At 50.6% G+C, this 21,703-nt stretch carries 16 protein-coding genes; 9 read left to right on the forward strand and 7 right to left on the reverse strand.

Annotation, left to right across the window (positions count from 1 at the left end):
• Nucleotides 1–33: 33 nt before the first annotated feature.
• Both A8O25_RS00740 and A8O25_RS00745 read right to left on the reverse strand, forming a co-directional pair.
• Nucleotides 34–2,238: an ATP-binding protein gene (locus tag A8O25_RS00740; RefSeq protein ID WP_066829459.1), complete on the reverse strand. Its 2,205-nt coding sequence runs from the start codon at nt 2,236–2,238 to the stop codon at nt 34–36.
• An 11-nt stretch (nt 2,239–2,249) separates the two neighbouring features.
• Nucleotides 2,250–3,635, reverse strand: a complete 1,386-nt coding sequence (locus A8O25_RS00745; protein ID WP_066829461.1) for an SIR2 family protein — start codon at nt 3,633–3,635, stop codon at nt 2,250–2,252.
• 265 nt (nt 3,636–3,900) lie between these two features.
• Here A8O25_RS00745 and A8O25_RS00750 point away from each other — a divergent pair, with 265 nt between their 5' ends.
• Nucleotides 3,901–4,440 (forward strand): DUF2911 domain-containing protein, encoded by a 540-nt coding sequence (locus tag A8O25_RS00750; RefSeq protein WP_066829463.1) that lies wholly within the window; start codon nt 3,901–3,903, stop codon nt 4,438–4,440.
• Between the two features lie 194 nt (nt 4,441–4,634).
• On the opposite strand, the gene A8O25_RS00755 is transcribed toward A8O25_RS00750, so the two are convergent.
• Complete coding sequence (locus A8O25_RS00755; protein WP_066829465.1) at nt 4,635–5,591, reverse strand: calcium/sodium antiporter; 957 nt, start codon at nt 5,589–5,591, stop codon at nt 4,635–4,637.
• Between the two features lie 653 nt (nt 5,592–6,244).
• The gene (locus tag A8O25_RS00760; protein WP_066829467.1) at nt 6,245–6,709 is read right to left on the reverse strand and encodes a COG2426 family protein; all 465 of its coding nucleotides are present in this window, start codon (nt 6,707–6,709) and stop codon (nt 6,245–6,247) included.
• A gap of 120 nt (nt 6,710–6,829) precedes the next feature.
• Here A8O25_RS00760 and A8O25_RS00765 point away from each other — a divergent pair, with 120 nt between their 5' ends.
• From A8O25_RS00765 to A8O25_RS00785, 5 genes are all read left to right on the forward strand, one after another.
• Nucleotides 6,830–7,531, forward strand: coding sequence for an MgtC/SapB family protein (locus A8O25_RS00765; RefSeq protein ID WP_066829473.1), 702 nt, complete (start codon nt 6,830–6,832; stop codon nt 7,529–7,531).
• 624 nt (nt 7,532–8,155) lie between these two features.
• The gene (gene thpR, locus A8O25_RS00770) at nt 8,156–8,710 is read left to right on the forward strand and encodes an RNA 2',3'-cyclic phosphodiesterase (RefSeq protein WP_241498896.1); all 555 of its coding nucleotides are present in this window, start codon (nt 8,156–8,158) and stop codon (nt 8,708–8,710) included.
• 1,531 nt (nt 8,711–10,241) lie between these two features.
• Nucleotides 10,242–10,829: a pseudouridine synthase gene (locus A8O25_RS00775; RefSeq protein WP_066829474.1), complete on the forward strand. Its 588-nt coding sequence runs from the start codon at nt 10,242–10,244 to the stop codon at nt 10,827–10,829.
• Between the two features lie 273 nt (nt 10,830–11,102).
• The gene (locus A8O25_RS00780) at nt 11,103–11,954 is read left to right on the forward strand and encodes an MBL fold metallo-hydrolase (protein WP_066829475.1); all 852 of its coding nucleotides are present in this window, start codon (nt 11,103–11,105) and stop codon (nt 11,952–11,954) included.
• A gap of 408 nt (nt 11,955–12,362) precedes the next feature.
• A complete protein-coding gene (locus A8O25_RS00785; RefSeq protein WP_066829575.1) occupies nt 12,363–14,228 on the forward strand; it encodes a serine hydrolase domain-containing protein in 1,866 nt (621 codons plus the stop codon).
• Nucleotides 14,229–14,909: 681 nt separating this feature from the next.
• Here A8O25_RS00785 and A8O25_RS00795 read toward each other — a convergent pair.
• Nucleotides 14,910–15,257, reverse strand: coding sequence for a hypothetical protein (locus A8O25_RS00795; protein ID WP_066829478.1), 348 nt, complete (start codon nt 15,255–15,257; stop codon nt 14,910–14,912).
• Between the two features lie 281 nt (nt 15,258–15,538).
• Between A8O25_RS00795 and A8O25_RS00800 the strand changes: the two genes are divergently transcribed.
• The 3 genes from A8O25_RS00800 (at nt 15,539) to A8O25_RS00810 (ending at nt 18,869) form a co-directional block, all read left to right on the forward strand.
• Nucleotides 15,539–17,188 carry an alpha-amylase family protein gene (locus A8O25_RS00800; protein WP_066829479.1) on the forward strand — a complete coding sequence of 550 codons (1,650 nt, stop codon included), beginning with the start codon at nt 15,539–15,541 and terminating at the stop codon, nt 17,186–17,188.
• Between the two features lie 233 nt (nt 17,189–17,421).
• The gene (msrA, locus tag A8O25_RS00805; protein ID WP_066829481.1) at nt 17,422–17,973 is read left to right on the forward strand and encodes a peptide-methionine (S)-S-oxide reductase MsrA; all 552 of its coding nucleotides are present in this window, start codon (nt 17,422–17,424) and stop codon (nt 17,971–17,973) included.
• 185 nt (nt 17,974–18,158) lie between these two features.
• Nucleotides 18,159–18,869 carry an outer membrane beta-barrel protein gene (locus tag A8O25_RS00810; RefSeq protein WP_161947671.1) on the forward strand — a complete coding sequence of 237 codons (711 nt, stop codon included), beginning with the start codon at nt 18,159–18,161 and terminating at the stop codon, nt 18,867–18,869.
• Between the two features lie 21 nt (nt 18,870–18,890).
• Here the strand turns inward: A8O25_RS00810 and A8O25_RS00815 are convergent, their stop codons facing one another.
• Both A8O25_RS00815 and A8O25_RS00820 read right to left on the reverse strand, forming a co-directional pair.
• Complete coding sequence (locus tag A8O25_RS00815; protein ID WP_066829486.1) at nt 18,891–20,135, reverse strand: DUF2254 domain-containing protein; 1,245 nt, start codon at nt 20,133–20,135, stop codon at nt 18,891–18,893.
• A 186-nt stretch (nt 20,136–20,321) separates the two neighbouring features.
• Nucleotides 20,322–21,626, reverse strand: a complete 1,305-nt coding sequence (locus tag A8O25_RS00820) for a cryptochrome/photolyase family protein (protein WP_066829489.1) — start codon at nt 21,624–21,626, stop codon at nt 20,322–20,324.
• Nucleotides 21,627–21,703 lie beyond the last annotated feature (77 nt).

Genomic DNA, 21,703 nt, shown 5'->3' on the forward strand with positions numbered 1-21,703 from the left:
GGCCATAGAAGATTCTATGGCCTTTTTTAAGGCCTAAAATGGCAGGTCCACTTCTCCGCCTTCGTCGGTCTTTGGATTAGACTCACCTTCAGGTAAAAATTCTTCAACTTCAATATTATTTTGCCATTCATTAGCAATTAGTTGCCAATCAATTTCTCTTTGTTCATTACCTACCCAAACATCCCAGAATTTTGGATCGTTAGATTGTGGTCTATGCTCTTCTTTAAGTTCTCTTAAATCTACTAAGATAGGAATAGGCGATGCCCACCCAAGTAATATTGCTTTTCTAGTTGGCAGAATTGGTAATTCTTTTAACAGTCCACCTATATTATCAGGAACTAGTTTTTTAACAAGGTCTTGATCTCGGTCGTTAACAATTCTATGCAGTAAGAATGTATTACATTGAGACAAAACAGTAGGAGATAATTCAGACGGTCTCTGTGAGGATAAAACCATACTTAAACCAAACTTTCTGCCCTCTCTTGCAATTTTCTCAAACACCTCAACACACAATTGAGAATATTTTGAATCATCATTTTTACTATCCCTAATAAAAGTATGTGCTTCTTCTAATACAATTACTGTAGGCAACTCTCTTTGATAAAATCTTCTATAGCGTTGAATTGCTTCAAAAGTTAATCTAGATAGAACAGCAACAATAGTATGAGTTACATCTGATGGAACTAAGGATAAATCAATAATTGATATTTGTCCGTTTTCTGAGTTGTTTGTTCCTATATATTCATTTAACCATTCAACTAGAGAAATTTCAGTTTCTGGGTTTACCGTTCCGTTTAATCTAGAATCAGATACTAAAAATTTCATTCTTAGTGAGAGCATGTGGCTAAATTGTACCACATTTCCCCCTTCAGCTTCTGCTAACTGTTGCAAAAAAGGAATTAGGTCATCTAAATTGAATTTAATTGGTGTATCTGGGTTTATTTTATTGTACTTTGTTAAATTATCAATTGATTTAAATGAAACAATAATAGCATTCAAAGAATTTATTATGGTTTCTAAATCTTGATTCATAAAAGCGCTATAAAAATAATTTCCTGTTTTTGGGTCTTTTCTATATTTACCTTCAGCATCTTTTGAAATTCTCTCTTTTAATATTTTTGAAATAATTAAATATAAATTTTCTAATTCGTTAAAGTAATAATCAGTAGGCTTAATTAGGCTTTTGTAATAAGTGACATCTTTTGCGAATTTTTGTAATGAATCAGTAAAACCTAAAAACCTTCCATAATTAATAGATGCATTGGGTAAGTCTTGAAGGAAAGTCTGTAATAATACTTTTCTAGAAGTTAAGAATGATTGGATTCTTATTTTTATTGAACTGTCTATAGTATTGCCTCTTTTAAGATCAACTAGAGCCTGTAAAAGTAGAGGGCGTTGTGCACCCGGTGCTGCTTGTGAAAAGTTTATCCATTCATGGCTGTTCCACATCCAGGCTGGCACCTTGAGCTGACTTGTATCTTCGTCTTGAGCAGAGTCTTCAATTTTAATTTTGAATTTTCTTACTGGTTTATCAATTCCATCAAAGGATTTAGAATATTCCCCATTGGGATCAAGTATCAAAAACCTTGCGTTTAAAGCTTTACAGTTTTTGTCAGCTTTCTCTTTTGCTGCTTCTAAGGACCACCTTATTAAACCAGATACAGAACAAGATTTACCGCTACCTGTATTACCAAGAATGGCCAAATGTCGTCCAAAGAGCTTATCAGGATTGATTTTTACGGTAAAGTTTCCAGCCAGGGCTGCTTTTCCTATAACTACTGTTGCATTGTCATCATTATTCTCTACAATTGCCTGAAGCTGATATTCTGAAGGTAAGATTACATTGTCCCCGACAGAAGGAAAGGTATAAACACCTCTTTCTAGAACATAAGATTTGTTTTCAACTTTCCCTCTTTGTTTTAGTGTTCCTATTGGGTTTATGGACATCTTCCTTATAGGAAAGGGAAGATCTATGAGATCGTAATCTTTGAATCCTTTTCTCACAGGATATTGAGAATGTTCAACACCTACCCAACTTATCATACCCACTAGTGCTCCTATTTCATTCGGTATAATTACAAAACCATTCAATCTAGGGAATAGACTAGGAATTCCAGTATTTAATGCAGTATTTTGAGGTGCATCTAAGTCTAAAATCACTCTTATTTCTGTAGGTGTAACATACTCTACCGTTCCAATTGATAAATGTCTTAAGTAATCAAATCCAAATGAATCCATTTTAATATATTTTAATCTTCTTTGTTGTCTAACTTGTTGGAATTATCTGGTTCGCCTCTATCATTTTGTATCTTATGTTTGGCTTTTGTGATTTTATCTATTGCAGATTTAGGTAAATAGTAATCCACTAGATTCGAAATATCACCAAAGTGCCCGCCAATCAAAAGAGTAAACTGAGCAGGGTTCCCAATTTTTTCATAAAAACGTCTAATTCTATCTCTTGCACCTCCAAAGGTTCCTTCTTCATTCTTTTTATCCCAGGCTATTATGACTAAATGTGTAGATGGGATAGTAAGCATATCTTCAATAATCCTATTTATATGTGAATCTCCAAATCCATAACCAAAGGTTACAAGAATAGAATTAGGCCGACATATTGAAGAAGAAAAGTCTCTAAATAATTCTGAATAAGGATATAAAGCTGTTTCAATATCTTTTGAAGAATTTGGATAAATAACTACTTGATCAGAAACTGAATCTGGAGATAAACATAATTCACTGCCTTGCCCTTCTGTTTTATTATACTGTGGAACTTCTGGGTGATTATTGTTCGCTCCAAAAGGTAATAAGCATCTTAATATCCTGTCACTTTCGTAACGCCAGTCAATAGATCCATGTAATTTACATATTCTCACTACTCCCTCAACATATCGTGGTTCACCCCTAATGCCGGGAGGGTTGTAATGAAAGTCAAGTTCTAATCTTGTATTCCGAAATATTGGAGTTATTTTCCCCTTGAATCTATCAAGCAGTATTATTCCAGATTCGTCACAACCTAGTTCAATAAATCTATCATAATTTGTTGTAAATATATTTAATCTTTCTCTTGATGCTGCCCTACTTGAGAAACTTAACAGAAAAGTCTTTAATACATTAAAGCTTCTTAATGATTTACTATATTTTCCGTTTTCTACTTTATTTCTTAATTGTTTGATATAGGTTTCTTCTGTTTTTAGCACAGTTGATATAAAATTATATAACTTTTCATCGAGTTCCTCTTTTAATAAATTTGCTTCTAATGGATCAATTATTTGGAGACCAGAAATAAGTTCATTAGTAACTCTTATATCATCTTCAATATTAGCTTCCCCTCTTTCCATCTTTAATGCTGTCTCTTCAGCTCGTTTTTTTATAAGTTCAGCATATTTTGTTTTTAGATCTAGTCTTCCCATTCCTTGAGAATATAAACCTGCTAAAGCACATACAGCTGTAGTTAAACCAGAGCCAGCTAATAAAGAAAGATGTTCACTTTGAAAAATTGCAGCAAGCCATGGTTCAATTTCTTTTCTTTTATTAAATGCTTCTTCTTCAGATAAATCCTCATCTGTACAGAAGATTTTATAGCTGTTAGTTTTAAGAATGTGTTTTTTACCCCAATCAAGATCTATAGTATTCATGTAAAGTACAATTTACTAATGTTTTAACTTATGTTTTAAACTAGAGAAAATAATTTTGTTTTTCCTGAAAAAGCCATAAAAGTAATACGTTGGTCCGTAAGTAGTAATTTCAATAGTGAAGTATTTATAAATGGAGGGAGTTATAAATATATTGATTAAAAATCCATTATTTAAAATTTTAACTGCAGTTTAGCGTTGTTGCAGAAACATTTCTTTGAACCCGAAAATCCTTTACATTTAACCCTACAATATGATTGTTAGAACTATGAACACACCAACCAAAAACATCTTCCTCCTCACCGTCCTGTTCCTGTTCACCATGACCGCCTCGGTTTTTGCCCAGGACGCACCGAAGCCGAAGGCCAGTCCGGCGCAGACGGCTACCGGAAAAGTAGGGGCCGCCAACATCACCATCGCGTACAGCAGCCCTGCGGTGAAAGGGCGTACCATTTGGGGTGAGCTGGTGCCGTACGGCAAAGCCTGGAGAGCGGGCGCCAATAAGGCCACCCTCTTCACCACCGACAAAGACATTAAAGTAGAAGGCAAAGCCTTGAAAGCCGGAACGTACAGCGTGTTCATGGTGCCGGGTGAGAAAGAATGGCAAATCATCTTCAACTCTGAGACGGGCCAAGGGGGCATCAAAGCAGGCGGAGTAGCCAACTTTGACCCGGCCAATAATGTGCTCACTGTGAACGTGAAGCCTAAAAAGTCTGCCCAGATGAATGAGCGCCTGACCTATGACATCACCAACAAAGGCTTCTCATTAAAGTGGGAAAACCTGGAAGTGCCGGTGGCCATTAAGTAACCACCCCACTAATCCGGTAAAAAAAGAGAGCGTCTGTTTTCGGCTTGTTTTACATAAAACAGCCCAAAAACAGACGCTCTTTCTATGTCAAATTTTAAGATCCGGAAGGGCCTTAACAACAGGCAGAAACCTCTGAAGTACATGGCCTCAACGGTACTTTCCTTCCAATTGCCTTGGCCAGGGCGGGAGCAGCCTTACTCCTGATTGATCAATACCCCCAGATACGCCAGGTAGAAAATCAGCAGAACCAAGCCTTCCCACCGGGCCAGCTGCCGCCCGCGGCCAATAAAGATGAAGAGGAACAGCAGGAGCCCCGCCACTATGTTCACTGCTATATCTGTAAACGAGTTGGCATTGACCGGAAGGGGAGTGACCACCGTAGAAATGCCCAGAATCAGGAAGATGTTGAAGATATTGGAGCCTACCACGTTCCCAATGGCAATGTCTACGTTCCGTTTCCGGACCGCCACAATAGACGTGGCCAATTCCGGCAGGGAGGTACCCACTGACACCACCGTCAAACCTATGATCCGCTCAGACAACCCAAAGGCCTGAGCCATGCTGGTGGCGCTGGTCACAATCAACCGGCCGCCAATGATGAGCCCGGCCAAACCCAGCGCCATGAACAGAATAGCCTTGAGGTAAGAGTAATTCAGCGTCTCGGTCTGTTCATCACCGGGGTTGTTCTGGGCGAGCTTGAGGTTGTACACCAGAAAAATCCCGAAGAACAGCAGCAGTAGTAATCCCTCGCCGCGGGTGATCACGTTGTCGGCGCTGCCGTCCAGGTACACATCATTGGCAATAATGAGCACCGCCACCGCCGCCAGCAAACTCAACGGGATCTCCAGCCACGTGGTATTAGTTTTCACGGTCAGCGGATAAATTATGGAGCTCACCCCCAGAATGGCCAGCACGTTAAAGATGTTACTCCCCAGCACGTTGCCCAGCACCATCTCGGTATTGTTGTTGAGGGCGGCAAAAAGGTTCACCACCAGTTCAGGGGCTGAGGTGCCAAACGCCACAATGGTCAGGCCAATGACAATGTTCGGGATACCCAGTTTCGCCGCCAGGCTAGACGCGGAGTCCACCAGTTTGTCGGCACCAAAGATGAGGGCTAGAAAGCCAGCCAGCAGCAAAAGAATGTTAATCATGGCTACACCATTAGGGTGGTTTCAGGAGGGACAGAAGATGTGTTTCCTGCGTACGTGTCTGAATCTAGGCAAACTTACCCTAAAAAAAGCAGCCTCCAAGCGCTTTTTGAAGTGAAGCGGTAGACCCTGGAGAGTTGTGGTGGAAAATTCCTTTCGGCCGCTGGCCGAAAACCCGGATTGGTACATGGCTGCAAAGGGAGGCGGCGCAGTGCACAGGAAACGGCAACTACCTCAGTACCCGCTGCTGATCACAATTCCTGAAGCGCGCCAAAACCTATGGTGAAAGCGTCTGCTTGTGCCTTTGCGCGCCTCCTGTTTTCGGCCTGTTTTTGAAAAGTAGCCCCAAAACGCGGGCACCACTGCACGTCTTAGCCATCGCTACGCCGTACCTTTAGAATCCCTGCCCCTATTTCTATGTGGTAAGGAGGGGAGTGAATTGACCCCTACAACTGCCCCTGGAATACAAATCTAAAAGGGAGCCATGAGATAAAATGTGAAGAACCTCCTTTATCATCATCCCATTTCCCCTCCATACAGAGAATTTCCCCTCTAGGGGGTAGGGGTGGGTTCAACAGCTAATGACTTTCCTCTGGCCCCATTCAGAGTGAACTGCTTAGGCGGCCAAAGGCACCAGCTTCAGAGACGCAGCCAAACTAGAGACTCTTCCAGCCCAGGTTGCCGTAATAGGAGCCCACCGCCATGATGATGCAGGAAACAATCACGCCCAGGCTGGTGGCCAGAAATGCTTTTCTGCGCTCAATCTTAAGCACGTAGGCGGCAATGGTGCCCATGTACGCGCCGGTGCCGGGCAAGGGGATCATCACAAAGACCATCAGCCCCCAGAAGCCGTATTTCTCCACTTCGGCCCCCACGCCTTTCTTGGCCCGGCGCGAGAAATGCACCACGCCTTTGCGGTAGCGGCGGTTAGGCCACAGCTTGGCGCTGAAGGTGTCAATGAGCCACATGAGCAGCGGGAACACTAGCAGGTTGCCTGTCAGCCCCACCAGAAACGCCCAGCCCACGTGCAGGTCGTTCAGAACGGCATACGGAATGCCCGCCCTCGCCTCCCCAATGGGGGAAATACTCAGCAGAAAGGTATAAAGAATGATATCAAACATGGACGTGAAAACCGAAACCCAAAGTTCGGAAATTGCTTGATCTGTTGGTTACCGCAAGGCCAACTTTTCGCACAAGTTTCAGTAAGGGGAAGGTACTCACCCCAACCACAAGACGCGCCTATGGATTTTCTGTTACTCACCACCACTGAAATCAACCTTCAGACCATTCTGTCACGCCTGTTGATCAGCACCGTGCTGGGCGGGTTGTTGGGCTGGGAGCGGGAGTCGCGGCGGCAACACGCCGGCCTGCGCACGCACATCATCATTTCAGTGGGGGCCTGTTTGCTCATGCTCATCTCGGTCTATATTCCGCAGACCTTCTCTAACTACACCAACGTTGACCCCGGCCGAATTGCCGCGCAGGTAGTCTCCGGCATTGGTTTTCTGGGGGCGGGGGCCATCTTCCGGTTAGGCACCAACACCCACGGCCTTACCACGGCGGCCACTATCTGGGCGGTGGCGGCGGTGGGGCTGAGTGTAGGGGTGGGCATGTATGAGGCCGCTGCCCTGGTAACGCTGCTGCTGCTCTTTGTGCTGGCTATCCTGGACAAGGTTGGGAAGCGGTTTTTTCTCAGCGGCTCCCTCAAAACCCTCAAGATCAGTTTCCAGTCGGCTAAGATTGAGACGGGCAAAGTGTTCTCAATTCTGGAGAAGTACAAGATTACTACCAAGAACATCAGCCTGGTGCAGTCGCAGAACAAGCAGAACGCCAAGCTCCAGCTCTACGTCTTCGTGCCAGACAACCTCAACCTGAAAGACTTCTACAAAGACCTGAACGAACTCAAGAACGTAAACCAGATCTCGCTGGGCCACGCCACCTGATGCTACTGCAGGTGCGGCGCTGCCCTTGCCACTTCCCCTGCAAAAAAAGCCCAGCCGCCGGGCCTCGACAGTTCTTCCGGCTTCAGGGCAGGGTGCAGGAAAACCATGTAGGCTGCTGAAGGCAGAAAGTGGAAGGATGCTTTTGCTAAGTAAATGATCGTTAGCGAATGAGGCTGTTGAGCTTTTTCCGGTTTCTATGGTGACGGCCCCTGTCTGACTTGGGCAGGACGCAACCAAGGGCGTGTGTTTGCGTTTTGGGGCTACTTTCCCAAAAACAGCCCGGAAACAGAAGTGCAAATAGCTGAAAGCATAAGCAAACGTTTACGCCATCACCTGAACCTAAAAACTCTAATTAGCTACCCATACTAAAATGCTGTTGTAAAGTAAGATGCATGTATAGATCTGCCTTTTTACGAGAGGGGATGCCGGCCGCTGGAGTTTACGTTTCAAAAGGCAGGAGGCTGGGCGCGCATTGGGGAGTTTTCCTGAGATACCGGTGGGCGTTTTTGGCCTGTTTTTCCAAAATTAGCCCGAAAACAGGAGCTGACTTCCCCAAAGAGACAACAGGCAGCACTGCCTAAGCGGGTAACTTTCGTATGGAAAGGGACGATTAACCTTTTGGCCATGATGCAAGAAACCCTTCGGCTCTTTGTAGCGGCGGCTTTGCCCCAAGATTTAAAAGAATACCTGGTGCAGGCGCGGCAGGCGTATGACGAGCCGGGCATACGGGCGGTGCCCACAGAGAACCTGCACCTCACGCTTTTCTTCCTGGGAAATGTAGCAGGGAGTGCCTTGGCAGACATCCGCCAGACCTTGACGCAAGTGGCGCAACGCTATGAACCGTTTGTCCTGACCTTAGAGCAGGTAGAGCCAGGCCCGAAGCGAACAGTTCCGCGCCTCATCTGGGCCCGCTTTGAACCTCACCCGGGTTTTACTCAGTTAAGCAGGGAACTCACGCAATTGCTTTCGGCCACGCCGCCCAAACAGGAAAAGTTCATCCCGCACATCACCCTGTGCCGGTTCCGGAAAGACTTGCCAGTTCCTGCCCATCTGCCTTTGGTGACCCCAGACCAGAAAATGGTTTTCCCGGTGAACACTCTGGCGCTGTGGCAATCACAGCTCGCCTCGCCGCACCCGGTGTACACCATCATGGAGACGTTCGGGTTGGGAGGGACGTAACAGGGTGATTCCTGTTTCTGGGCTGTTTTTGGGAAAACAGCCCGGAAACAGGTACAACCGCAAACACCCGCAGGTCCTCCAGTCGCTTTCATCCATTGCTGATTGGCAGTGGCGGATTGTTAGAGGAACTGGCACTAGCTTACGTTTCGCCGGGAGCTGTAAAGAGTAAGCCATGCGTGCGACCCACCCCTTCCCCCCCAAGAGGGGAGTATCAGGAATGCGTGGGGGCAAGTGGCGTGTGACCGTACATCTGGCGCATGCGTGGATCTGAACGTGTCAACACCCGGACCTGCTACCTGCGGATGTGCCATCCGCGGCGCCTGCAGATCAAACGTGCCGCCGCGGATTGAACATCCCCGTGTACCAGCTTCCGGATTGCAAATCCGGAAGAGCGCAATGCTTGTCAGGGCTCAACGATATGTGCCGCCATGGGAATTAGTCTGGAATGCGTTCCCTCCTGTGTAAACATCCCCCTTCGCCCCCTTCAAAGGGGGAGTATCAGAGTGAGTTCTGAGTTATGAGTCTTGAGTTCTGAGTCCTTCCTTTTTTCCTTAGGCAATTCAGTACGAATGAAGCAGCAATGGCTGCCCTCGCAGCTGCGCCGGCAGCCGGAGAATACCCATCATCTGTAGGCACGCGTCTGGAGACCCGTGCCAGCGCGGGAGTATCAGCTGGAGTTAGAAGGCACGGAAGTAACTTCCGCGCCATAGGGGGGCAGAAGAGGGAGCTATAGAGGGCAGAAGTAATGTGAGGCGGCCGCCTCATGGAAGCTGAAAGCTTCCTCCATTACAGGTCCAAGTTGGAAACTTGAACCAGAGATTGTGACAAACAAGCAGCAATAAGTAAGCAAACAAACAACAATGAACAATGAACAATGAACAACCAACACTTCTGCTGGTGGCACCTCTGTTAATTAGCACTTCTGCCTCTGGCTGATGTGCGCAGCACGGGCTCGTCTCAGGCTAGCGGATCAGCAACGGTTACCTGCAGAGGCAGAATGAGCAAGTAAGGAAGTAGCAGGAGAGGAACCTAAACCAGTCCTGGGGGTGAGCGCCTCTGTTAATACGGTGCCGCTTCAGCGGCAAGGCCGGAGGGCCTAGTTTTAACAGCAGTGCTCACCGCCAGGACGGGGCCCCGCGGCCGTGAGCGCTTACCGGAAAAGATGAAACAACTCATTGAGTGAGGCGCTGTTAACAGCAGACCAGCCAAGGGAGCAGCGGACTACGCATTCCTAAAACAACGGCATTGCAGCAAGCAGCCCAGCCAAGGGAACAGCAGATTATGCATTGCTACAGGCAGAAGCGGCAAAATGAAACAGTTGCTCCATTGAGACACAGCATCCAACAGCCAACGGAACCATCAAACCACGCATTCCTGCAACAGCAAAGAAAACATGAGACTCCAGGGTAAGAACAGGCTTCTGCAAGACCGGCCCTGTGCCTTGCCTTCCTCATAGTAGAAAAGGCAGAACCGCAAATTTCTGTTTTTAACCTGTTTTCCGGAAATTAGCGCCAAAACACGCATTAATCCTTTGGCTGAAGCATCCTTACCCCACCGTCACTTCATTGTGCACAAGCCATTCGGCTACCTCAGCCAGTTCATAGGCAACCCCAAAAACAAGAAGCTGCTGGGAGATCTGCATGCCTTCCCGGCGGGCACCATGGCCATTGGCCGACTGGACCAAGACAGCGAAGGGCTGCTGCTGCTCACCACAGACGGCAAAATGAGCGAGTACGTGCGCAGCCGGAAAGTAGAGAAAGAGTACTACGCGCAGGTAGACGGCCGCATCACCCCAGAGGCCATTGAGCAACTGCAACAGGGGGGACTTTTGATTACCCATGAGAAGCAGCCGTACCAAACGCTGCCTTGCCAGGCAAGGGCGCTTACCCCCGCCCCGGCGTTTCCGGAACGGAGCCGCCGGGTGCGCGATGACCGCCACGGCCCCACCAGCTGGGTCTCCATCACCCTCACCGAAGGCAAAAACCGGCAAGTCCGGAAAATGACCGCGGCCGTGGGGTTTCCCACCCTCAGACTGGTCAGGGTGCGCATTGGGAACCTGCATCTAGGCAATCTGGCATCTGGGGAAGTGCGGGAAGTGGAGAGCTTTGAACTGGCCTAGAATAAAAGGAAGCTTTCATGCTCCTTAAAGGAGTGTTGAACTGAAAAACACAACGCCTGTGTGAAACAGCACCTTGTTCTGCGCACCGGCGCAAGCCACACAAACTTGCTCTGTCAGTGCAAGCTGTTTTAGCGCTGTTTTCCTGAAAACAGGTCAAAAACAGAGAGGCTATTTGGGGCATTCCCCACCGTCGGCCACTGCCTGTTACCGCCTGTAACACTTGGCGTTAATCCGCGTTAAGCATAGCATTTCCACCTGTAATTCCTTGCTAGTATGGATATGAACATGCGCCAGAGCGAAGACAATAAATTTATTCCCATGACCTCGGTTTCTTCAGGAATGATCAAACAGGTCTGTCCGGATGTGTACTACTACACAAACCAGATTGTGAACTTTGCGCTGGTGGGCACTGCTGACCATTGGGTGCTGGTAGACGCGGGTATGCCCAAGTCGTCGCAGGAAATCATGGATGTGGCAAAGGGTGTGTTTGGGACCCTGGCCCGTCCGGCCGCCATTGTCCTGACGCACGGCCACTTTGACCATGTGGGCGGCCTGGTGGGACTGCTGGAGGCGTGGCACGTTCCTGTGTACGCCCACCCGCTGGAGTTTCCGTTCCTGACCGGGCAACAGGCCTATCCGGAACCAGACACCACCGTAGAAGGAGGCTTGAACGCCAAGATTTCCTCTTATTTCCCGCATGAGCCCATAGACATCAGCCAGGCCCGTCTGCTGCCTTTGCCTGCAGACGGCACCGTACCGGCCATGCCCGGGTGGCACTGGGTGTTCACCCCCGGCCATTCGCCCGGGCATGTGTCCCTGTTCAGGGAAGCAGACCGGGTATTGATTTCAGGGGATGCGGTGATCACCGTGAAGCAGGATTCCCTATACAAGGTACTGGTGCAAAAAGAGGAGGTGCAAGGCCCGCCCCGCTACCTCACCACTGACTGGAATGCCGCTTATGAATCTGTGAAGAAGCTGCACGCGTTACAGCCGCAAATTATTGTGCCGGGGCACGGGCAGGTCATGCACGGCGCAGCCTTAGAAGAGGGCTTGCACCAGCTGGTCACCAATTTTGCCACCATAGCCGTGCCGGAGTATGGCCGTTTTGTAAAAGGGAAGGATTAATAAATCCTGGAACTGCAGTAGAAGCTGTCTCTCACAGGGCGTATGGCCATCTTCCATTTATGTTTTTGGCCTACTTTCCCAAAAACAGCCCGGAAACAGAAGCTTGCCACCTTATGAGGGCAGAAGCAAACGCGTGCGCCAGGGACCAATGAAACCTCTGAACAACTGCAATTTCATGCCACCGTAAAACAGCCTTTTCCGCAGAAAACCATATTTGCGGGAAAGGCTGTTTTGTTATAGAACCCTAAGAGGAAGCAGGAATAAGTGCGTGTGTCAATGGCCACCCCTGCCCGGTATGATTCTATAAAAAAAGCCTGAGAAATGGCAGAAGCGTAGACAAAGAGGGGCCAATGGCATGATATTTTCTTCTAATTGTTTACCTTACTGCATTAAGAAGTGAACAACGGCATGAACAGAACCTTTTCTCAACCCTTCTACCTATTTCTTTTCCTTTGCCTGGTGCTGGCAATTGGTTTTGCCGGAACTACGTCTGTAGAGACGCCTCCCAGAAAAAACCAGACCTGGCTGCAGCAGCACAGAGAGGCGGCCAAAACCACGGTACTGCTGAACAACCAGCAGGGGCTGGTGCCCGTCAAAGATCTTGAGCAGCAGATTGCCAGCGTCACCATAGGGGCAGCCCATGCCGCTGTTTTTGACAGCCTCCTGAACAAATACACCGCCGTAAGTAGTTTTTCGGCGCCCGCCGTACTCACAGATTCCTCCCTCAACAGCCTCAATGATGATCTGAAATTCTACAAAACAGTGCTGGTGCAACTGCCGGCTGCCCAACTGCAGCAGCAGAAGGTGGTAGGTTTCCTGCAAGACCTGCAGAAAGACAAACAACTGGTGGTGGCCGTTTATGGCAAGCCGGCCTTGTTGGCCAACGCAGAAACGTTAACGGCCCCCCTTATCTGGTCTGAGAAAGAAACGGCGTCCACCGCAGATTTTGTCGCCCAGCTTATTTTTGGAGGGGTAGCGGCTACCGCCGAACTGGACAAAACCTACAGTGCCAAATATGCCAAAGGGGCGGGGCACAAGACCCAGGCCATCCGGTTGAAATATACGGTGCCAGAGGAAGTGGGTATCTCTACCAATGACCTGCAGAGGCCCATTGACTCTATTGCCGCTGAAATGATCAGGGAGCAGGCAGCCCCCGGGGCCGTTGTCTTAGTGGCCAAAGACGGCAAGGTCATCTTCAACAAAGCCTATGGCTCCCACACGTATGACAAAAGCCGGCCTACCCGCATCACAGATATTTTTGACCTGGCCTCGGTGACCAAGGTTTCTGCCACCACCATGGCCGTAATGGAGTTGTATGAGCAGCAGAAGGTGAGCTTAGACGCCCCGTTCAGCACGTTCATCCCCTCGGCGGAGGGCACCAGTAAAGCAAATATTTCCCTCAGGGACATCTTGTTGCATCAGGCGGGGCTACCGGCCGGGGTGGGGCTGCCCCTGCGGGCCGAAGACCAGCGCCGCACCCCCGCGCCCGGCTACTCCATCAAGGCGGGCGACAGCACCTTTATGCGGGATACCTATTTCAAAGAAGTGGTCTGGCCCAGAATGCTCAGTGCCAAAATGGGAACGGCGGGGCAGTACATCTACTCAGACCTGACCATGTATTTCCTGAAAGAAGTGGTAGAGCGGCAGACATTGACGCCTCTGAACGAGCTGGTCCAGTCAAACCTCTACCACCCGTTGGGTATGCAGACGGCCGGTTTCCTGCCTTTGAGCCGCTTTGAGAAATCCCGCATAGTGCCCACTGAAGTTGACCATGGGTTCAGAAAAGAGCTGCTGCAAGGGTATGTGCATGATGGGGGAGCAGCGCGTCTGGGCGGGGTTTCCGGGCATGCGGGTTTATTTTCCACGGCAAATGACCTGGCCATCTTGTACCAGATGATGTTGAACCGGGGCACCTACGGCGGGGTGCAGTATTTCCAACCGGAAACTGTGCAGCTCTTCACCTCCAAACAGTCGGCGGTAAGCCGCCGGGGGCTGGGTTTTGACCGCTGGGATCCAGACACCACCAAAGGGTATCCGTCTAAGTTGGCTTCCCCGCAAACCTACGGGCATACCGGCTATACCGGCACCTGCGTCTGGGTAGACCCCAGGCACAACCTGGTGTATGTGTTCCTGTCTAACAGGGTGCACCCCAAAGTATCAAATAAACTCCTGAGCCTGAACATCAGGCCGCGCATTCAAGACGCTATTTACAAAGCCATTGAGAAGGGTGCCACGGCCGGGAAAAACGCGGGGGCCAAACCGGCCCAACCTTAACAGAAAGCTGGTGAATTTTACCTGAAAAGTAGTGGGTAGGGTGGCAGTGATCTGGAAACTCCGGTTATCTTTTGGCACGTATCAGGTGACTTGCGCCAGTGGTTAGGGAATAAATTTGCCAGACTTTACTGAGCGGCGGTGTCCTGCTGCTCTCCTGTATCCTGCCTTTCCCGTTTTCTGGAAGGATAAGGTTCATTGTAAGGGCAAGTCTGTACCTCTGGCGCAAGACGTCTGTCTCGGGACAAGGGATCAGGTAAGTCTCCAGACCCGCTGGCGGCAAAGGAAGCCACTTCCCTGCCATTTTTTTCCTGTTCAGACAACACCTGCTCAAGAAAACCAAACAGAAAGGCCGCTCCTGGAGCGGCCTTTCTGTTTGCCTGGAGGCATATTCTTGTTCTTTTGGGTGTACCTGGCACAAACGACTGCGGGCGGTTTTTGTCTTACTTCTGTTTTGAGCTTGTTTTCAGAAAAGGAGCCCGAAAACAGCCGTACAGGCAAGCGCATCTCCCTACCTTGGTCTACTTCCAGGGAAACCGGGTAAACTGCTTGACCCTTTCCCAGAGCGCCAGCCCTGCTTGGTTGTGGATAGCCTGTCGCAGGTTTCTGTTTTGGAGCCGTTTTGGCTAAAACGGCTCCAAAACAGAAAAACTGTTTCTGGGCTTCAGGCTTTGGCAGGGAGGGTTACTTCACCACCGCCTCTGAGGTAAAGGTGTTTCTGCTGTTCCGTTTCTCCTGGCGTCGCAGGGCCTTGGCTTCCAGTTTGGCCATGCGCTGGGCTATTTGGGCGGCTTCATGGGCCTCATCGCGCTGGTAGCGGGCCTCCCGGGCGGCGGCTTTGGCTTCGCGGGCTTCGGCGCGGGCTTCCATTCTGGCTACCACTTTCTCTTCATACGCCCGTTGGCGGGCTTCTATTTCCAGCTTGCGCTGGTCAGAGACCGCCTCTGTCTTTTCTGTGGTCTGCGCAATGCTTTGGTTTGACAGCAGAAGGAAGGCGCCGAAGGCAAAAGCGAGGGTAAAAGATTTTTTCATACACAAGTGGGGGTATAGTGGATACAGCCTTATACGCAGGTGCCTCAGAGTTGATCATCTCGCTGAGCCTCTTCTTTTGTGAGACAGACGGGGCGCGTGCCTGAGGGGGAGACAGCCGCATTTTTCGCCATCTTCTGCGGTCTGCCTGCGTATAGAAAGCATCCGTATAAACCCGGTACAGGTTTCTGTTTTGGGTCTGTTTTTCCAAAAACAGGCTAAAAACGAACCTGGTTTCCCCTTACCTGTTTTCGGCCAGGGCCGAAAGAAGAAATTTGATACTCATGATTGAAGACCTCTGGTACAAGAATGCCATCATCTACAGCCTTGACTTAGAAACGTTCATGGACCTGAACGGTGATGGCGTAGGTGATTTTGAAGGCCTTTCCCGCCGGTTAGATTACCTGCAGGCAATGGGCGTGGACACGGTGTGGCTGGCGCCTTTTCAACCCACCCCCAACAAAGACAACGGCTATGACATCAAAGACTACTATGGGGTAGACCCCCGGCACGGGACCAGCGGTAATTTTGTGGAGTTCATGCACCAGGCCAACAAGCGGGGCATCAAAGTCATCATTGACCTGGTGGTGAACCATACCTCAGACGAGCACCCGTGGTTCCAGAACGCCAGGTCTGGTGAGAATGCCAAACTGCGGGACTGGTACGTCTGGTCCAGGAAGAAACCAAGGAACTGGAACAAGGGCATGGTGTTTCCGGGGGTACAGAAAGCCACCTGGACCTATGACGCCAAAGCCAAAGCCTATTATTTTCACCGGTTCTACAAGTTTCAGCCAGACCTTAACATTGAAAACCGAGAGGTGCGTGAGGAGATTCACCGCATCATGGGCTATTGGCTGGAGCTGGGGGTGGCGGGGTTCAGGGTAGATGCGGTGCCGTTTATTCTGGAAACCCAGGGCGCCGGGAAGTTGGGCAGCGAGCTTAAGTTTGACTACCTCAAAGAAATGCGCCGGTTTGTGCAGTGGCGCAGGGGCAATGCCGTTCTCCTGGGCGAAGCCAACGTGGAGCCCCGGGAAAGCATAAAATTCTTTGGGGAAGAGGGAGAGGGGCTGCACCTCATGTTTAACTTTTACGTGAACCAGTACCTGTTTTACAGTCTGGCAACGGCAGACGTGAGACCTTTGGCCAAGGCGCTGGAGGAAACCAGAACAAAAGTTCCGTCGGCACAGTGGGCTAACTTTCTCAGAAACCATGATGAACTGGACATTGACCGGCTCAAAGAGGAGGAGAAGCAAAAGGTATTTGAGAAGTTTGGCCCCCAGAAGAAGATGCAGCTGTATGACCGCGGCATCAGGCGGAGGCTGGCCCCCATGCTGGGTAACCGGCAGCAGCTGGAACTGGCGTACAGTGTCATGTTCTCCCTGCCCGGCACGCCCGTCATGCGCTATGGAGATGAGCTGGGCATGGGCGAGAACCTGAGCCTGGAGGAACGCGATGCGGTGAGAACCCCCATGCAATGGTCTGGTGACGCCCAGGCCGGGTTCTCTGAGGCCAACCACTTGGTGCACCCGCTCATTGACGAAGGCCCCTACGCCTACCAGCGGGTAAACGTGGAGGCCCAGCGCCGCGATCCCGGTTCGCTGCTGAACTGGATGACGGCACTGATCAGGCTGCGGCAGGAGTGTCCGGAAATAGGCTGGGGCGATTGGGAGATTCTGGAGACAGATTCCCCCCAGATTCTGGTCATGCACTACCGCTGGCAGAACAGCTGCCTGGTGATCCTGCACAACTTTGACAGCCATGCCCACGTGGCCTCGTTTACTCTGCAGGAGGAGTATGAGCAAACCCTTGTCAACCTCTGCAAAAACGGGGAAAGCAAAGCAGATGAAAACCGGCAGCACCACATCACGCTCAACGCCTATGGGTACGCCTGGTACCGGGCCGGCGGCCTCAGCCACTTTATGCGGAAGGCATAAGGTGGCAAAACCATGCAAGGGTAGGGCTGTTTGATCTTTCAGGCAAGAAAACCGTAATTTAGAGTTGCCCCTGCTGAAACGGCCGCATTGGGAAGGGTTTGGCATAAGGGGAAACCCCGCTTGTATGAACTTCTCTTAATGGGCCACTCTTTTTTAGAGGAACACAGGCGGGCTGCTAAGTTAATAACGAAGGGAATCAGGCATACAGACGAAGATATTTTTGTCACAGAACTATGGAAAACACAGAGCAAGAGAACAAGCAGTATGAGAAAGCCACCTTTGCCGGGGGGTGCTTCTGGTGCATGGTAAAACCGTTCCATAAATATGACGGCGTACTAGAAGTGGTGTCTGGGTACACCGGCGGGCATGTGCCCAACCCCACGTATGAGCAGGTCTGCTCAGAAACCACCGGCCACTATGAGGCGGTACAGGTGACCTTTGACCCCACCGTGATCAGCTACAAAGAACTCCTGGAGGTTTTCTGGCAGTCTGTTGACCCCACAGACGCCGGCGGACAGTTTGGAGACCGCGGCTCTTCTTACCAGACGGCTATCTTCTTTCACTCAGAGGAGCAGCGGGAGCAGGCAGAGGCCTCTAAGAAGGAGATGGAGAAGCAGGGGCCGTTTGACCTGCCCATTGTCACTCCTATTCTGCCAGCCGTGCCTTTTTACCGCGCTGAGGAGTACCACCAGGACTATTATAAAAAGAACCCCAGCCACTACGGCCGCTACTTTGTAGGCTCTGGCCGCTCTGGTTTCTTAGACAGACACTGGAAAAAGGATTAACCCGTATTTTCTGTTTTCGGGCTGTTTTTACAAAAGCAGCCCGAAAACAGAAACACGGCCTTGTTGTGCTGCCGGTCAGTTTAACTGTCCCGTGTTCTTGCTCACCATTGCGGTGGTGGCAGAGGCGGGAGTGCCTTGTGCATCCTGAAAAGATGCTTACCTTAGCCTCCTGTAATTGGATGACCATGACCACGAAACATTTACTGGCGGCTTTCTTTCTTTTTTCCGCAGTCATTTTTTCAGCGCAGGCCCAGGAGGTGACAGAAGAGGAGGAGGAAGGGTATGTGTACGAGCAGTATTTTGATAAAAAGAGCGACGTGTACACCCGGGTGGGCCTTAGTTGGGCTGGGGCGGTGGGCTGGGACTCTCATTCTTACAAAACAAAGAGAATCCTGTCTTACAGCTTCGGGATTGGCTATACCCACTCCCTGACCTACAAAGGGGATGTCAACGTGAACGCCGAGGTCAATTTATCCCGGGTAGGCTTCAGGGTGACCAATCCGGGAGGGGCTATGGACCTGGAGGAGCTGACCATGAACTACATTCAGATCCCGGTCATAGTACGGTATTACCCTATAAAGGAATTCAAAGCCGCTTACGTGGGCGCCGGGCCTCAGATTGCGTTCAAGTCTGGTGACGTGCAGATCAAAACCCAGGGGAGCGGCCAGTTCCTGCTCATGGACAATGCCGTAAACAGCCCAGACCTGGCCCTGGTGGGCGTGGCGGGCGTGCATTTCGCCAAAAAACTGGACCTGGGGTTGGAGCTACGGTACCAGCACAGCCTGAACAAATTCCTGAACCCGTTTCCAGAGGCCCGTCATTCTGTGTTTCAGGTGAGTTTCTTCTTTCCCGCCGAAGCCCTGTTGAACATAGGGTTGTACTTCCCCATTTTCTAGGGGCAGTGCCAAAAGAGTTTTTTAAAGGGCGTCTTTCTGCCGTTCCTGGTTTTTGACGGTTTGCAGCAGGTGTTCAATGCATTGCTGTTGAGCGGGGGGGTGGGCTTTTGCTTTTAGCAGAAGGAGAAGATGGTGCAGGGCCTGTCTCAGGGTCCGGTCTTCCTTCCCGTAATCCCAGATGGGGTAGAGGGTGTCAGTGAAGAGTTCGGCAAAGGTGGTTTCCTTCTTTAAAACCCGTACCGCGCCCTGCTGGTCCTTCTCCTGTTCCCGGGGGAAATGCTCCATTCTAAAAGCGAAAAGATCTGCCAGGGCCTGCAGGCTCAGTACCGCCGTGCCGGGATCATTGATGCCGGGGCTCAACGCTTTTAAAGCCACTTCCCTCAGTTGTTTAAAGCCATAGTACGCATTCTGCGCAACGGGCTCCCCCCGGTAAAATAACACCAGCCGCTGTACCTCCTGCAGAAATTCTTTTGAAAGAGGCTGCTGGGCGTAAACGGTGAGAAAAGGGGTGCCCGCCAGCAAAAAGGTGCCGGTAGGGTGGTGGAAGCGAATCTGGCACTGGTTGTGCTGGCAGAACCGCAGCAGCCCTTTTTCATTGACGGCCTGCAGGGTAGAAGACGCCTGCAGGGTGACTTCTTGCACGTGCGGGGCCGTGAAGGAGACGCTTTCAACCTGTTCGCGCAGCGGGCACAGCTTCTCCAGGGAGTTCTTGGTCTGCCGGTGTATGCGCTCTATAATCGTGTCATATTTTACAGACTGGGTGATGTAGTGCAGGAAGTAAATAAACAGGAAGATGTCTACCACCGTCAGGAAAATAAGGAGGTAGACGCTGAGCGCCGGCACGTGCACCCCTGAGTCAATGTCTCTGATGGTACTGAGCAGGAACAGGGCGTACACAATGGTGCCAATGTAAAAACCCAGGACCCACTGCTGAAACCGGTTCCCGATCATGCTGTCCAGCACCCGGTTGCTCATGTTAGAAGCCGCCTGGTTCAGCAGAATCATGACCATAGAAAAACTGAAAACGGTCAAGGACAGAATGCCTGCCGCAATGGTGGCGGCAATGGTGCGGGCGGTACTGGCGTCTTTCAGGCTAATGAAGTCCCACTGCGCTTTGATGCTCTTGCCAAACGGCGAAAAATCAATGGCCAGCAACACATAAGAAAGCACCAGAAACCCTACCGCAATAATGGCCGGATAAAAGGCGATGCTATGGATGATCTTGGAATAGTGGCGCTGGATCCAGTTGAGGTAAGAGCTTTTCATAGAGACGGGCAAGGTTGCCGTATTTATACGGTGAAACAGAGCAGAAGCCTACCCCTCCCCGCAAAATCCCCGCCTAGGCCACGAGCCAACCCTTACTGCTTAGTCAGACTCTTCTGATTTTGGGCACTTCTGTTTTGGGGCTGTTTTCTGAAAAACAGCCCCAAAACAGAAACGTGCCGCTTAACATTAGACGGCAGCCAAAGCACTTTTATAGGCCTGTAGCGCCCGGTCTCTGGCAAAGGCATGTTCTACCATGGGAGCCGGATAAGCAGGCGTGCCCACCTCCGGCACCCAGCGCTTGATGTACTGCTGTTGCTTGTCAAACTTAACGGCTTGGGCGGCGGGGTTAAACACCCTGAAGTAAGGGGCGGCATCACAGCCGGTGCCCGCACACCACTGCCAGTTGCCGTTGTTGGCGGCTAAGTCAAAGTCCAGGAGTTTCTCTGCAAAATAGGCTTCGCCCCAGCGGTAGTCTATGAGCAGATGCTTCACCAGGAAACTGGCCGCCACCATGCGCACACGGTTGTGCATGAAGCCGGTGGCGTTGAGTTCGCGCATACCGGCGTCTACCAGCGGGTAGCCGGTGGTACCGGCGCACCAGCGGGCAAACTGCTCCTGCTGGTTCTGCCACGGCACGTGCTCGTACGCCAAATGAAACGGCCGGGTGGCCACGTGCGGAAAATGGAACAGGATCATCATGAAGAAGTCCCGCCAGATCAGCTCAGAAAGCCAGACGGCATTCAACTGGTGCGCTTGCCGCGCCACCTCCCTGATGCTGACCGTGCCAAACCGGAGGTGCAGCCCCAGCCGGGTAGTGCCCGCCAACGCCGGCAGGTCCCGGGTCTGGTCATACGTTCTGATGAGTTGGGTAGGCACCCCTTTTGCCGGGAACACTATCCCATTCGGTACAAAACCCAGCTCTTGCAGAGAAGGCACAGGCAAAGGCGGGGAGGGTAAGAAATGCTGGAAATACCGGGGGGTGGGGTAAGGCTTCAGATAGAAAGGGTTCAGCTTCTGGAGCCACTTCTTTTTGTACGCCCCAAACACCTGGTAGGGGGTGCCATTGTCTTTCACCACCTCGTGCTTCTCAAAGATCACCTGGTCTTTGTACGTGTGGAAGGCAATGCCCCGCCCTTGCAGAAACTCCTGCACCTGCTGATCACGGGAGCGGGCCGCCGGTTCATAGTCATGGTTGGCAAAGACTTCCCGCACCGGGTACCGCGCTGCCAGCTGCCTCATCATGTCCAGGGGGGTACCATGCAGCACCAGCAGCGAAGAGCCCAACTGCTCCAGCTCACGGCGCAGCGCCAGTACCGTTTGGTGCAGAAAGCTCACCCGCGGGTCCTCCCTGCTGGGTAAGCGGGAGAGTATGTCTGTGTCAAAGAGAAAGACAGGCAACACAGGGGTACCTGCCTGGAGCGCATGGTACAGGCCGGCATTGTCCTGCAGACGCAGGTCGCGCCGGAACCAGAAAACAGAGATGGGTGACAAGGGTAAAGCAGCTAAGAGGTGGTACTGGTAAAGTTTCGCCTGTGAAACAGGAGAAGCCGTGAAAAGTTTGGGTTTTG

The sequence above is a fragment of the Rufibacter ruber genome, assembly GCF_001647275.1.
GTDB lineage: Bacteria > Bacteroidota > Bacteroidia > Cytophagales > Hymenobacteraceae > Nibribacter > Nibribacter ruber_C.

Bases quoted from the DNA above. Each gene is read 5' to 3' on its own strand.
- A8O25_RS00740 (WP_066829459.1), bottom strand. From the start codon at position 2,238: ATGGATTCATTTGGATTTGATTACTTAAGACATTTATCAATTGGAACG.
- A8O25_RS00745 (WP_066829461.1), bottom strand. From the start codon at position 3,635: ATGAATACTATAGATCTTGATTGGGGTAAAAAACACATTCTTAAAACT.
- A8O25_RS00750 (WP_066829463.1), top strand. From the start codon at position 3,901: ATGAACACACCAACCAAAAACATCTTCCTCCTCACCGTCCTGTTCCTG.
- A8O25_RS00755 (WP_066829465.1), bottom strand. From the start codon at position 5,591: ATGATTAACATTCTTTTGCTGCTGGCTGGCTTTCTAGCCCTCATCTTT.
- A8O25_RS00760 (WP_066829467.1), bottom strand. From the start codon at position 6,709: ATGTTTGATATCATTCTTTATACCTTTCTGCTGAGTATTTCCCCCATT.
- A8O25_RS00765 (WP_066829473.1), top strand. From the start codon at position 6,830: ATGGATTTTCTGTTACTCACCACCACTGAAATCAACCTTCAGACCATT.
- thpR (WP_241498896.1), top strand. From the start codon at position 8,156: ATGATGCAAGAAACCCTTCGGCTCTTTGTAGCGGCGGCTTTGCCCCAA.
- A8O25_RS00780 (WP_066829475.1), top strand. From the start codon at position 11,103: ATGGATATGAACATGCGCCAGAGCGAAGACAATAAATTTATTCCCATG.
- A8O25_RS00785 (WP_066829575.1), top strand. From the start codon at position 12,363: ATGAACAGAACCTTTTCTCAACCCTTCTACCTATTTCTTTTCCTTTGC.
- A8O25_RS00795 (WP_066829478.1), bottom strand. From the start codon at position 15,257: ATGAAAAAATCTTTTACCCTCGCTTTTGCCTTCGGCGCCTTCCTTCTG.
- A8O25_RS00800 (WP_066829479.1), top strand. From the start codon at position 15,539: ATGATTGAAGACCTCTGGTACAAGAATGCCATCATCTACAGCCTTGAC.
- msrA (WP_066829481.1), top strand. From the start codon at position 17,422: ATGGAAAACACAGAGCAAGAGAACAAGCAGTATGAGAAAGCCACCTTT.
- A8O25_RS00810 (WP_161947671.1), top strand. From the start codon at position 18,159: ATGACCACGAAACATTTACTGGCGGCTTTCTTTCTTTTTTCCGCAGTC.
- A8O25_RS00815 (WP_066829486.1), bottom strand. From the start codon at position 20,135: ATGAAAAGCTCTTACCTCAACTGGATCCAGCGCCACTATTCCAAGATC.